Consider the following 13580-nt stretch of genomic DNA (forward strand, 5'->3'; position numbering starts at 1 on the left):
TGCCCTAAAAGAAGGTGTATAAATGTATCAAATAGGAATATTTTCAAAAATGAACCGTATTACTACCAAAACATTACGTCACTATGATGAAATTGGGTTATTAAAACCAGCATATATCGATGATTTTACTGGATATCGCTATTATTCAAGTAATCAATTACCAAGATTGAATAAAATACTTACACTCAAACAAATGGGAGTAAGTTTATCTGAAATTTTAGAAATTATTGATGAGCCAAAAGGTGTGGAAGTTTTTCTGAAATTAAAAGAACAAGAGCTAAAAGAAAAGATAAAACAAGAACAAAAAAAACTTCTTCATGTAAAAAACTATCAAAAAAGAATTAGAGGTGAATTAATTATGAAATATAATCCTGTTATAAAATCTCTACCTGAAGTAATTGTCGCATCTATGCGTATGATTTCACCAAGTTATAATTACTATTTTGAAGTAATCCCAAAGATGGGAGAAGAAATGAGAAGACTTGGGGCAGTATGTGCTATGCCAGAATACTGTTTTAATATTTATCATGACAGTGAATATAAGGAAACAGATATCGATGTAGAAGTGTGCGAGGCAGTAGTAGAATTTTGTGACGATTCTGAAATGGTAAAATTCAAAAAGATTAATTATGTAGAGACAGCAGTTTGTGTCTTGCACAAAGGTCCTTACTCCCTCTTACGTGAGGCTTATAATTTTGTATTTGAATGGATTAAAGATAATGGATATGAAGTAATAGGAGAACCTCGAGAATCCTATATTGATGGAATTTGGAATACAGAAGATGAAAGTGAATGGCTTACTGAGATTCAGATTCCAATTGCTAAGAGATAATTATCAAAATTACCGAAAATAATTCGACCAAAGATTTTTCGTTTATATAGGTAACTATCGTTCTCTTAAGAAATTTTTGATTTTATGATGTAGGTATTAATTTGAAAGTTAGAGAGGTCTTCTTTTTTTATAGAGATACCTCTCTTCTTTAAGTTATCTAATACTTTGAACATATTTTTTTACTCATCATTGTACACTTCAAACTTATATTTAGGTGTATTACTACTTTGATAAACTATTATTTCGTGAAAAATTAGGGAATAACATTACAAACACACGAGGAGAGTGTTATTTTATTTTCCCTAATACCAATGAGTATCGGTTTATTTAATTGGATTGTATTAGTGAAGTAACAGTAACACCCTTGTGTAAGGGTATCCTTATGCACAATTTAAATAAAATATATTCTCAAAAAATTATACATTGATATAATTCGTTTCACCAATTATAATAATAATTATGTTGGACATTAGGAAGGGGAATTAATGGAATATATTTCAACTCAAGAAACTACACGATAATAGCCAATTATTTATCATGATATAAATTCAAAGAAATACTGGCTAATTTTTGAAGTATGTAAGGAGAAAATTGAAGAAAAATAAGAAAATAATTAAGTTAATAATAAGATATAGGAAACAATATAATTGTATGTTGCTTTTTTTTATGTCCATATGGGCATGTTTTAATAAAAATCATGACAGTTCAATAATATAATGCAAGAAAGGAATATATATGAATAAAAGTTTATCGAAATTGGAAGTATTTTCTATTGTATTAGGTGCTATTATAGGATGGGGTGCATTCATGTTGCCTGGTACTAAATTTTTATCTACTGGTGGTGTAATTAATACAGGAATTGGATTATTTCTTGGGGCACTTTGTATCATTGGTATAGAGCCTAGTTATCACATTATGATACAAAACACTAATGAAGGTGGTGGAGAATTCAGTTATGTTAATAAACATATGGGATCTAATCATGGTTTTATTGTAGGATGGTTTTTATCTTTAGCTTATTTAACGATGATTCCTCTAAATGCTTCAGCATTTCCTCTTGTAATTAATAAATTATTTTATGGTGTTTTAAATTTTGGTTATCTTTATACAGTAGCAGGAGATCCTGTTTATGTAGGAGAAATTTTAGTATCTTTTATAATTGTCATCATTTTTATGTCTATTAATTTAAAAGGGATAAAAGAAACAGGCAGAGTTCAAATGTTTATTATTCTAGGACTGATAAGTTGTGTTCTCATTATTTTTATAGGAATGATATTTAATACAGATGGTTATCAATTTAAGGAAACTTATATCTCAAATTACCAATTTGATTTAAGCCAAATCTTAAAAGTTTTAGCCATTACTCCATTCTTATATGTAGGATTTGATGCCATTCCTCAATTAGTCAATAATTTACATTTCGATAGAAAAAAAGCAACCATTCTTGCAGTAGTGTCACTATTAATGGGAATGCTAATTTATAATATACTTAATATAACAACTGCATTGGCATATACACCCAAACAAATATTAACACTAGATTGGGCTTTAGGTAGTGGGGTTTTAACCAATATTGGAATGATAGGATTTATTTTATTAATCTTAGCTTTAAGTGCTGCGGTATCAAGCGGGATAAATGGATTTATGATTTGTTCTACTAAGTTAATTGGTGCTATGGGTAAACACAAAGTATTACCCTATGAGTTCAGTCAAACGAATAAGAATGGTTCCTTAAATATTGCGATTATTTTTGTAACTATAATCAGTTTTTTTGCTACATTGTTTGGAAGAGAAGTTATTATATGGATTGTTGATATGTCATCTTTGGGTGCAGCAATCGCGTATTTTTATGTTTGCTATGTAACCATAAAAATATATAATAATAAGCCAAGTATTAAAATAAAAGGGATAATAGGAATGGTAATCAGTTTATTTTTTATTTTTCTCTTACTTGCACCATTTTCAACAGCCCATTTAAGTATGCCATCTCTAATAGCTTTAATTACTTGGAGTATTATTGGGTTAATTTTTTGGTATAGAAGAAAAACACGAGTCTATTAAAAAGTAGTATCATATGTTTTATGTAAATATTTTCTAATAAAAATCATGGTAGTTATATATGGTTTATTCAAACTGTAAATAATTACCATGATTTTTTTATTGAACAATATTTGTGTATTATGCTATTCTTGCTAGGGATAATTTAATTAATTATTTCACAAAGTGTAGAGGAGGATTAGGGATGAACAAAAAAATACTTATCGTAGGTGGTGTAGCTGGTGGCGCATCTACTGCAGCTAGAATCCGTCGATTAGATGAAAGCGCTGAAATAATAATGTTTGAAAAAGGACCACATGTTTCTTTTTCTAATTGTTGTTTACCATATCACCTAAATGGGCTTATACCAGAACATGAACAACTTGTGTTAATGTGTCCTGAACAATTTTATAATCAATATCGCATTAATGCTAGAGTTAATAATGAGGTATTAAGCGTTAACCGTGAGAAGAAAGAACTAACAGTAAAAAATGTAGTTACTAACGAAGTTTATATTGAAAATTATGACAAATTAGTTTTATCACCAGGAGCTGATGCGATTGTTCCACCGATTAGTGGAATCAAAAATGCTGATGTATTTGTTGTTAAAAACGTCGTTGACATTGCAAAACTAAAAGGATTTATCGTTTCTAAGAAAGCAAAAAATATTTCAGTTATTGGTGCAGGATTTATTGGTCTAGAAGTTGCTGAAAATTTAAAAGAAGCAGGATATAATGTAACACTAATTGAAGCAGCTAATCAAGTAATGAGAAATCTTGATGAAGATATAGTTCAAATTCTTCATAAAGAAATTTATGATCAAGGTATTCATTTGATTTTACATGATAAAGTTGTTGGTTTTAATGGAAATAATATAACCTTAGAATCAGGACAAATTGTTGAATCCGATGCAATTGTTATGGCAATAGGGGTAAAACCAAGTATTAAACTTGCAAAAGAATGTGGGCTTGCAATTAGTGAAAGAGGCTGTATTAAAGTAGATCAAAATTACCGTACAGAAGATAAAGATATTTATGCTGTAGGTGATGCAATTGAAGTAACAAATGCTATTTCAGGAAAGAAAGTACACTTGCCACTTGCAGGACCTGCTCAAAAACAAGCAAGAGCTGTAGCAGATCATATATATAATATTCCAGTTAATAATACAGGTTATATCGGTTCATCATGTATTAAAGTCTTTGATTATAACGCAGCTTCAACAGGTTTAACATCTAAAAGTTGCGATGCTTTAGGAATTCAGTATGATACTGTGTATATTATTCCACAAGATAAAGTTGGATTAATGCCTGGTAATCATCAACTTCATTTTAAATTAATTTATGAAGTTCCAACAGGAAGAGTAATAGGTGCACAAGCTGTAGGAAAAGGTAATGTTGATAAGCGTGTGGATATTGTTGCTACACTTATTAAAATGAATGGGACAATTGATGATTTAAGAGATTTAGAACTTTGCTATGCACCACCATTTAGTACAGCTAAAGATGTTGTTAACCATGCAGCTCTTGTAGCACTTAATCTAATGAAAGGTACATTTAAACAAGTACATGTTAGTGAAGTGCGTAATCTTGTAGAAAACAATGCTTATATCATTGATGTAAGAGAAAAACATGAGTTTGAACGAGGTCATATAATTGGAGCAGTAAATATTCCACTTAGTGAACTTCGTGATCGTATTGCAGAGATTCCAAAGGATAAGCTAGTATATGTTCACTGTCGTAGTGCACAAAGAAGTTACAATGCTGCTTTAGCATTAGGACATTTAGGTTTTGATAATATCTATAATATTTCTGGAAGCTATTTAGGAATAAGTTTCTATGAATATTTTAATGATCAAACAACAGATCGTAAGCCAATTGTTACAAAATATAACTTTAATTAATGTGATGGAAGGAGAAATTTGTTATGAAAAAAACTGTGGAGTACTTTTTAGGATTTGTTTTATTAACAGCAATTGTTCTATGGGGACGCTTTGGTTTAAGTAATTCAATGTTATTCTTTAGACTACTTGCAGGACTAGGATTAGGTTATGCACTTACTCGTTCGCTTTATGGATTTGCAGGTAGTGTTAATCGTATGTGTCATACAGGTTCAACAAAACTTATGCGTGTTTTAGTAGGTATGTTTTTAGGATCAGCTATTGTTACAGCAGGTATTTTATTAATGCAAGACCCAGCTGGATATGATCTTTGGGTAAATCCGATTAACTTAGGTCTAATATTAGGTGGTCTATTATTTGGATTTGGTATGGCATTTTGTTTCTGTTGTGCATCAGGTGTACTAACTGATCTTGTTACCGGTTTACCAAGAGCGCTTATTACTCTAATATTCTTTGGATTAGGGGTATTTCTTGGTTTCCCAGTGCAATCGACTGCAGGATGGGTAAAAAATTCTTGGTTCACAACAGCTGTAGGGGAAAAATTATATGGTGGAGTTTACCTTCCAGACTTATTTAAATGGGATGGTTTAAATGGATATCTAGGTGCGATTATACTAACTGCCATTTTATCAGGTATTGTTGTTTTAATTGCTAAAATATATGAAGATAGAAGAAAAGCAAGAAAAACTTACACAGGTACAGAAAGTGAAATAATTCAATATCAGACTTATCAAGATGATGAAGAACCATTTAAATTATTTAGTAAAAAAACATATGAGAAATTATTCGTAAGACCTTGGACACTTGGAGTAGGGGCAACAGTTATTGGAGCAATCTTTGTACTTCTTATGAATGTAACAAAAGCTGGTTGGGGAGCTTCTACACCTTATGGTTTCTGGTTTGGTAGACTGCTTACTTTATTTGGAGCTTCTCCTGAAAAATTAGCTTCTTTTACAAATAAACCAGTTGGTGTTTATACAATGCCATTCTTTGATCATCCGATTAATGTTCAAAATGTGGGTATTATCTTAGGAACACTTATTGCATTACTTCTTGCAGGTAATTTTGTTAAATCATTTAAAGGTGGTCTGTCAATCACATTTAAAGATGGTATTATCTTTGCTATTGGTGGACTTTGTATGGGATTTGGAACAAGACTTTCAAATGGTTGTAACGTAGGTGCATTATATACACCAATTGCTAATTTCTCTTTATCAGGATGGATATTCTTCATTTTCCTAATTGGTGGAGGAATTATTGGTTATAAAGTAAATAAAAAACTTGTAGTAAAAAAATAATATGTTAGTTTTAAAGAAGCTATGGTAAATCATAGTTTCTTTTTTTTGTTTAAATAAGGATTCATGACATTCTATACAGGAGATATGAACAGAGCAGAAAATTCTTATAGAATTTAACCCAAGTTTACAACTTTGAAAATCGAAACAATTTAAACATATCACAATGTATTCTTGACCACCTATATAAAAAGTATTAATATAAAAGTACTAAATATACGGGGAGGATTTCATGGACGCGATTAAAATTAATAAGAAAACTTTTACATCGACACTTTTAATTCTATTTCTTTTATTAATAGGCTCAGGCATTCTAACACAAATTATACCCATGGGTAGTTTTGATTATAGGGAAGTTGATGGAACGATAATAGAGGGTAGTTTTAATTATCTAGATGGTGAAAGATTACCTATTATTAAATGGTTTACAGCTCCGTTTGAAGTTTTAGGAACTAGTGATGGACTCATAATAATAGTCATCATCGTATTTTTACTAATTGTGGGTGGCGCACTTTCTATCCTTAATAAAGCAAATGTTTTGAGTTCAATAATTAATATAATAATCAATAAATACGCAAAAAACAAATACTTTTTACTTCGAGTTATAATTCTTTTATTTATGTCGCTTGGAGCTTTTGTAGGAATTTTTGAAGAAGTTATTCCTCTTGTTCCACTGATTATTTCTCTTGCGATAGCACTTGGTTTTGATGTGATGGTGGGATTAGGGATAAGTTTAATGGCAGCTGGTTTTGGTTTTACCGCAGGTGTTTCAAACCCATTTACTATCTTGGTTGCGCAAGAACTTGCAGATTTACCTCTTTTTTCTGGCGCTTTCTATCGTATCATAATATTTTTAATCACTTATGTTGTGGTATCGCAACTCATCATTATGTATGCAAGAAAAGTTGAAAAACCAATAGAGAAAATTGAAAATGCTGAGGTAAATATTAATAAGAGAACATTATATTTTTTTACTGTAAGTATCAGCTTAATGTTTGTTGTCGTAATTACTTCACCGTTTATACCGATGTTAAGTGACTATAATTTACCTATTATCGGATTTTTATTTTTATTAATTGGGATAGGTTCAGGTCTGACTTCCACATTAGGAATTAAAAAGACATTTAATGCATTTATAAATGGTGCTTTAATGATGTTACCTGGAGCAGTATTAATTTTATTAGCTAATGGTGTTAAACATATTATTGTGACTGGGAAAATAATGGACACAATTTTATATGAAATATCAGAACGAATTATTCATTTGTCACCTTTTAACGCCATCTTAATGATATACCTTGTTGTTTTTATTCTTAATTTTTTCATTGGTTCTGGTAGTGCTAAGGCATTTTTAGTAATGCCACTCATCGTACCTATAATGGATATGATGAAAATATCAAGACAGATGTCAGTACTGGCATTTCAATTTGGTGATGGTTTTTCTAATATTCTCTATCCAACTAACGCAGTATTATTGATTGGGATTGGACTCGCTAATGTTAGTTATGTGAAATGGTTTAAATGGGTATTGAAGTATCAAATTGTAATGCTCATTATTTCAATTATTTTCTTATGGATAGGGTTAAAGGTGGGATATTAGAATGATAACTTACAAAAATGCAAGAGATAATTTTCTAAATTTGTATGAAGAACTGTCTAGTAAACATAATATATTATTAAAAAACTATCCAATTGTTGATGATCTAACGATGGATAGTATCGAGTTTGTTCCTGAAAATAAAGAAAAACTACTGTGTATAACGACAGGACTACATGGAATAGAAGGCTATTTAGGTAGTCTATTGATTGAAGAATTTATTAATAAGTATATTAAACAAATAGATTTAAAAACAACACATATTGTTTTAATCCATAGTATTAATCCCTATGGAATGAAATATAGAAGAAAAGTTAATGAAAACAATGTTGACCTCAATCGAAATTTTCTAAAATCTTTTCAAGATTTACCAATAAATAAAGGATATGAGAAAAATAAGACCTTTCTACTACCTAAGAAGTTAGGATCTAATCTTATTGAAAAATTCAAATTCTATTTTGGTGTTATAAAACTGATGTTAACTTCTAATAAAACTGATATTAAAGAAGCAGTATTACTTGGACAGTATCAGTATCAAAAAGGTTTTTATTACGGGGGAAATAAAAAAGAGAAATCTACTAGTATTCTTTCAGATTTATTTAATCAATTTGTGAATGAAGATTATCAGCAAAGAATATTCATAGATATCCATACAGGTTATGGACCGAAAAATCAAATGTCAATTGTTAATTCACCACTTGAGAAAAGAACAGTTACTGAAATGATAAGTGACTTTAATTATCCACTGATACAAAAAACTGATGGAGATGATTTCTATAAAATTAATGGTGATATGGTGGATTATTTAAATGCATTAATTAAAAATGATGATTATGCTACTTGTTTTGAATTTGGAACACTTGGTGATAGTACCTATGCCCAAATTGAATCACTTAGATTGATGATACACGAGAATTGTGTATTCCATATGAAAACAAATGAAAAAATGACAAAGAAAATAAAAAATGAATTCATCAAATTATATTCTCCAAATGATGAAGATTGGTTACAAAAAGCTAAGCAAGATTTTCATCAAGCGACAGATGGGATATTAAAACATTATCATTATATTAAATAAAAAAGAGACTAAGGATAACATATCACAGAAGATTAAGCTAGTTAGATAAACGGAGGTAAATGATGATTTATATCGCATTATTACAAGGAATTAATGTAGGTAAACACAACAGAATTAAAATGACAGATTTAAAGCATATGTTTGAATCAAGAGGATTAAAAAATGTACAAACCTATGGTCAAAGTGGGAATGTCCTTTTTGAATCTGAAAAAGACGAATTATATATACGTAAAATGATTGAAAAAGAGATTATGATCATATTTAAATACGTTGTTCCTGTTGTTTTAAGAACGTCAGAGGAAATGGAACAAGTTATTTTAAATTGTCCGTTCTCTAAAGAAAAAATACGAAAAGCAGAATTAGCTACAGGTGAAAGTACGTATGTATCCTTTTTAAAACAGGTTCCCTCACCTGAAAAGGTTGAAATAATAAAACCATATAATGATGAGGGTGATGAGTTTCAAATTATTGGTCGGGATGTATATCTTTTGTTTTTGCATCAAAGTATTAGAAACTCAAAACTTGGAAGAAATCTAATAAAGCTAGATATTCACGCAACAGTACGTAATTGGAATACAGTAATGAAACTTAATGTATTAGCGAAAAATATGTTGTTAAAATAAATACTTTGAATTAAGCTCTTGTTACATCTAAGTAGTGGGATTTTATAAGTTTATTATAGAATAAGATAATAGATTAAACATGAGAAAACAAAAATGAATAAAATCGCTATAATTTTTTAATTAATTACCATAAGTTATTTACTAATATAGAGTTGACTTATTTATGTATAATTGGTAATATTTAGATAAAGAGTGGGGAGGTGTGATTTTATGTTTATTTTTTTAACTGGTGAAGTAAATCAACTAGCAGTTTTTATTGGTGCAATAGGTATAGGTGTTATAATGGGATTAATTCCTTTATTAGTTGGAATATCTAAGGATCAAAAAGGATTAGGTATTGCTGGATTTATTTCATGTATTATAGGTGGATTCCTATTAGGTATTTTCTTAGCACTACCAGTAGCTATAGTGTTTTTAATTACTATTTTAGTTCATGCAAAAAAAGTATAAGGTAAAATTATTATATTGAACATCTAATCCATCGAAATTTTCCAATTTGGAAGATATGCTTTAAGGATTAGATGTAATCTTTATCAGAATAAAAGTTGTTGAAATAGGTTTTTATTTTGTTGGAGAAAAGAATCTTTGAATAGAAATGAGAAAATTAAAAAGGAGTGAAAATCATTAGGTTTTCACTTTTTTTATACTACAATATTTGTACTAACAATTTTATGACTTCCATTTTAAATCCTCACCGGGGTTGAAAAGAAAAGGGGCTGTAAAAAAATAGTTTTTTAAAACTATGGAGCGATACAGGAGGGTGCTGAAAATCTAGTCTATTTTCAGATAACTAATATTAAATAAAAAAAGTTAGAAATGATTTAACTTCATTTTCTAACTTTTTTATTGTTTCTATTAAAGAATGAGATATATTCTATCCCATTAGTGTTACAATTCTTTTCAAGTTTACTGCGAATATTGTCATTGCTGATTGTATCTGCATACCTAAAAGGCCATGGGATTGACATCTTTTATATCCATGACTATTTTTCAATTCAGAATTTTTAGCTTCTATCTTATACCTTTCTTTTGCTAATTCTTTGAATTCTTTACTTTCTTGAAATTTTTCATGTTCTGCATGAACATTATCCTTCTTTAATGTAACTGTATAAGATCTACTATCTTGTCCTTCTTTATATCCACATTCTTCTTTAAATGGACACGTTTTACATTTTTCTACATCAAAATAATGCGTTTCTCGCAATGGAGTTCCTTCTATCTCATGTTTCTTTTTACCATGTAGTGCAACTCTAACTCCCATATGACCTGCTTTACATACATATCTTTTCGCATCTTTATTATATTCAAAATCCTCACATTTTCTTTTATTTCCTTTAGATACTGTTTTACTCAATTTTGAAACTAATTTAAATTCATTTTTTTTCGCATATTCTATTAGTTCTTTTTCTGAATACGCTCCATCCCCTATAAAAGCATCAACTTCAATTCCATTTTCTTTTGATTTCACATATAATTCTCTTGCTTGCTTTCCATCGTGTTTATCTCCACTTGTCACAACTGCCGCTGTGATAATTCGTTCTGGCACCATCGCGATATGTGTTTTATATCCAAAGAATGATGTATCAGCTGATTTATGTCCTACTTTTGCATCCTTTTCTACCATTGAATTTATTTCTTCAATATTATCATTTACTATTTCTTCTAATAAGTTTGTTTTTAATCTAATATTTTCTCTGATTAGTAAATTTTCATCATTTCTAATTAATTCAACTAATTCATTACAGTATTTTATATGATCGTCTATATTCTTTGATATTGGCTTTTCAGGCATCTTATCTTTATAACTTTCATCAGTCTTATATACTACTTTTCGTAAATTTTTTGATTTCTCTTCTAAGATTTCAAGTGGTGATTTATAATTAAACATACTATTTGTATGTGTTGAGTCTACTATTATTTGTTTTGATTTTATTAATCCTAAGTTTAGTGCTAGCTCTACTGTTTTTGAAATTAGTTTATCTAATAATTCTCCATCTTTTAATCGTAACTTTCTAAACTTTGTTAAACTTGTTGGATGGATAATATCTGTTTCTTCTGGAGCTATTTCTAAAAAATACTTATATGCCATATTTAATTGTGCTTGCTCAACTAAATCTCGGTCAGACATTGGATACATTACTTTTAATAATAATAATTTAAACATAAAAATAGGACATTTCGCTGTCGCTCCATTATCCTTTGTATATTTATCTTTTAATTCTTCATAAACAAATTCAAAATCCACTAATTCTTTAAATTTTCTTAATATATGATTCTTTGGAACCACAATATCATACAACTTACTGTATGGACTTAAGACAAGTTCTTTATTAGGTAGCATACTATCACCAATTTCAAATTATTTTCTACCTTCATTATATCATTTTTCACTTTCTTTTCGTTGTATTTATATGAAAAAAGGAAGAATAATTAATATACTCTTCCCAATTCATAATTTGATGAGACTTTTTCAGCAGCCTCCGATACAGCTCCTTTTTCTTTTTATAAAATATTGGTAAATATAGAAAAATGCTCATTATGAGCATGTTTAAAAGGATTTTCAATGAAAACCCTATTTTCAATATTTAATTGTTTCATTTATTGAATTAATCTTTTTTTCTTATTGTGATATTTGTACAAGTTATATCCAGTAGAAACTAATAATAATTCTAATCTTACAGAATCCATACCTCTTCTTACTATTCTTTTGTACCAACGGTCGTATTTTATTACTCCAAAGGTACCTTCAGATTGAATAGATCTATTCTTTCTTAATTCAATTCCTAATTCACTTTTTAAGTTATTCATAACCTCTTGGTGTAATGATGTTAATTCCTCATTTAGTTTGATAATTCTATTCCCTTTTGATCTATGACATTCTGACCTAAGTGGACAATCAGTACAATCTTCACACTGATACAATTCTTCTGTTCGTCCATATTTATTCCCACGTACAGGTCTTGTTTTTAAAAATGAAATCTTTTATTATTAGGACAGACTAGTTGTCCGTTCTCATCTTGTTTAAAATTAAAAGGTTTAAAAGGATTATTTATATATTTCTTATCTTCTGTTGACTTCTTATAAGTAGAGAATTTTTGATACAATTCTATACCATTTTCTTTACAATATAAGTAATTATTATAGCTCCCATATCCAGCATCACCAACAGGATAGGTGGGATATTTATAATAATGAGTTTTGAAACTTTCTATTAAAGGTTTGAAACAATCTGAATCTGAAGCATATTGAAATGCATCACAGACACTTATATATTCATCTGAAATACCTAATTGTATATTATAAGCAGGTATTAGTTGATCATTTCCCATATAATCTCTTTTTACTCGCATAAATGTGGCATCTTTATCCGTTTTTGAATAACTATTTCGTTTATCACCACATGTTTGAATATGTTCTGCATATTCTTTTAATTTACTTAAATACCGCTCTAATTTTTCATAATACCTTTGAGTATCACTCTTTCTTTTCCCTTTCCCATGAACAAATGTAGATAGATCTATTTTAAATCTATTCTTGAAATCATAAAATATTGATTCGAAATATTCTATCTCATATTCTTCACGAGTAGAATAACTAGTCATTTCATAATTTAGAAAAGTACTGTTTATTTCATCTAATAAAATAGTTATCTTTCTATATAATTTTTCTCTATTCGTTGTACAAGCTTTCTTCCATATCCAAGTATATTTATTGGCATTCGCTTCAAACTTCGAACCATCTATGTATACAATATCAGTATTTACATTATCTTTGTCAAAGATATATTCATTAATATCATAAAATATTTCTTCAATACTACATTTTAAGTAATTATTAATAAAATTAGAGAACGTCATATGAGTAGGAGTACTATTCTCGTCTCTTAATAAATGCATAAATCTAATATCTGTTTTACATAAAGACTCTAGTTCTCTTAAAGATGTGTAACCTTTTAACATAAAACCAAATAGTGTTACCTCTAACAAAGTGACTAAATTATAACCGATGCGACCTCTAGATTCTATTTTATCGGTTATTAGGTACTTTTTTAAATTACATCCCTTCATTACCTCATCAAATGTATAGATAGGATCATCAAACGGAATAATTGTTTGAATTTCCAGTGGTAAAACTAGTTGTTTTAGTGTATAATTATTTGTATAATTTAGTACTTCAGACATACTTAAATTATACTAAAAAAAGGAACTTCATTCCAGATTT

9 protein-coding genes and 1 pseudogene are annotated in these 13580 nt (G+C 29.0%); 8 read left to right on the plus strand and 2 right to left on the minus strand.

The features are described from left to right. Nucleotides 1-22: 22 nt before the first annotated feature. The 8 genes from KHQ81_00195 to KHQ81_00230 all read left to right on the plus strand — a co-directional run bounded on the left by KHQ81_00195 (nucleotide 23) and on the right by KHQ81_00230 (nucleotide 9809). A complete protein-coding gene (locus tag KHQ81_00195; protein QVK18174.1) occupies nucleotides 23-832 on the plus strand; it encodes a MerR family transcriptional regulator in 810 nt (269 codons plus the stop codon). 735 nt (nucleotides 833-1567) lie between these two features. Beyond that, nucleotides 1568-2893 (plus strand): APC family permease, encoded by a 1326-nt coding sequence (locus KHQ81_00200; protein ID QVK18175.1) that lies wholly within the window; start codon nucleotides 1568-1570, stop codon nucleotides 2891-2893. Between the two features lie 181 nt (nucleotides 2894-3074). Beyond that, nucleotides 3075-4769: an FAD-dependent oxidoreductase gene (locus tag KHQ81_00205; GenBank protein QVK18176.1), complete on the plus strand. Its 1695-nt coding sequence runs from the start codon at nucleotides 3075-3077 to the stop codon at nucleotides 4767-4769. Between the two features lie 23 nt (nucleotides 4770-4792). Next, nucleotides 4793-6064, plus strand: coding sequence for a YeeE/YedE family protein (locus tag KHQ81_00210; protein QVK18177.1), 1272 nt, complete (start codon nucleotides 4793-4795; stop codon nucleotides 6062-6064). 229 nt (nucleotides 6065-6293) lie between these two features. Then, complete coding sequence (locus tag KHQ81_00215; protein QVK18178.1) at nucleotides 6294-7661, plus strand: YfcC family protein; 1368 nt, start codon at nucleotides 6294-6296, stop codon at nucleotides 7659-7661. A 1-nt stretch (nucleotide 7662) separates the two neighbouring features. Continuing rightward, on the plus strand, nucleotides 7663-8736 hold the full coding sequence (locus tag KHQ81_00220) for a DUF2817 domain-containing protein (GenBank protein ID QVK18179.1): 1074 nt from the start codon (nucleotides 7663-7665) through the stop codon (nucleotides 8734-8736). 59 nt (nucleotides 8737-8795) lie between these two features. Continuing rightward, a complete protein-coding gene (locus KHQ81_00225; protein QVK18180.1) occupies nucleotides 8796-9359 on the plus strand; it encodes a DUF1697 domain-containing protein in 564 nt (187 codons plus the stop codon). Between the two features lie 210 nt (nucleotides 9360-9569). Next, entirely contained in the window at nucleotides 9570-9809 is a 240-nt protein-coding gene (locus KHQ81_00230) for a hypothetical protein (protein QVK18181.1), read from the plus strand. A 424-nt stretch (nucleotides 9810-10233) separates the two neighbouring features. On the opposite strand, the gene KHQ81_00235 is transcribed toward KHQ81_00230, so the two are convergent. Further along, nucleotides 10234-11700, minus strand: a complete 1467-nt coding sequence (locus KHQ81_00235; GenBank protein QVK18182.1) for an IS1182 family transposase — start codon at nucleotides 11698-11700, stop codon at nucleotides 10234-10236. A 257-nt stretch (nucleotides 11701-11957) separates the two neighbouring features. Beyond that, nucleotides 11958-13540: pseudogene (locus tag KHQ81_00240) on the minus strand (transposase). Nucleotides 13541-13580 lie beyond the last annotated feature (40 nt).

Source organism: Mycoplasmatota bacterium, from assembly GCA_018394295.1.
In the GTDB taxonomy this organism is placed as follows: Bacteria; Bacillota_I; Bacilli_A; order Haloplasmatales; family Haloplasmataceae; genus JAENYC01.

Excerpts from the sequence above, each read along its gene's own strand:
- KHQ81_00205 (QVK18176.1), top strand. The coding sequence starts at position 3,075 with ATGAACAAAAAAATACTTATCGTAGGTGGTGTAGCTGGTGGCGCATCT.
- KHQ81_00220 (QVK18179.1), top strand. The coding sequence starts at position 7,663 with ATGATAACTTACAAAAATGCAAGAGATAATTTTCTAAATTTGTATGAA.
- KHQ81_00225 (QVK18180.1), top strand. The coding sequence starts at position 8,796 with ATGATGATTTATATCGCATTATTACAAGGAATTAATGTAGGTAAACAC.
- KHQ81_00195 (QVK18174.1), top strand. The coding sequence starts at position 23 with ATGTATCAAATAGGAATATTTTCAAAAATGAACCGTATTACTACCAAA.
- KHQ81_00230 (QVK18181.1), top strand. The coding sequence starts at position 9,570 with ATGTTTATTTTTTTAACTGGTGAAGTAAATCAACTAGCAGTTTTTATT.
- KHQ81_00210 (QVK18177.1), top strand. The coding sequence starts at position 4,793 with ATGAAAAAAACTGTGGAGTACTTTTTAGGATTTGTTTTATTAACAGCA.
- KHQ81_00235 (QVK18182.1), bottom strand. The coding sequence starts at position 11,700 with ATGCTACCTAATAAAGAACTTGTCTTAAGTCCATACAGTAAGTTGTAT.
- KHQ81_00200 (QVK18175.1), top strand. The coding sequence starts at position 1,568 with ATGAATAAAAGTTTATCGAAATTGGAAGTATTTTCTATTGTATTAGGT.
- KHQ81_00215 (QVK18178.1), top strand. The coding sequence starts at position 6,294 with ATGGACGCGATTAAAATTAATAAGAAAACTTTTACATCGACACTTTTA.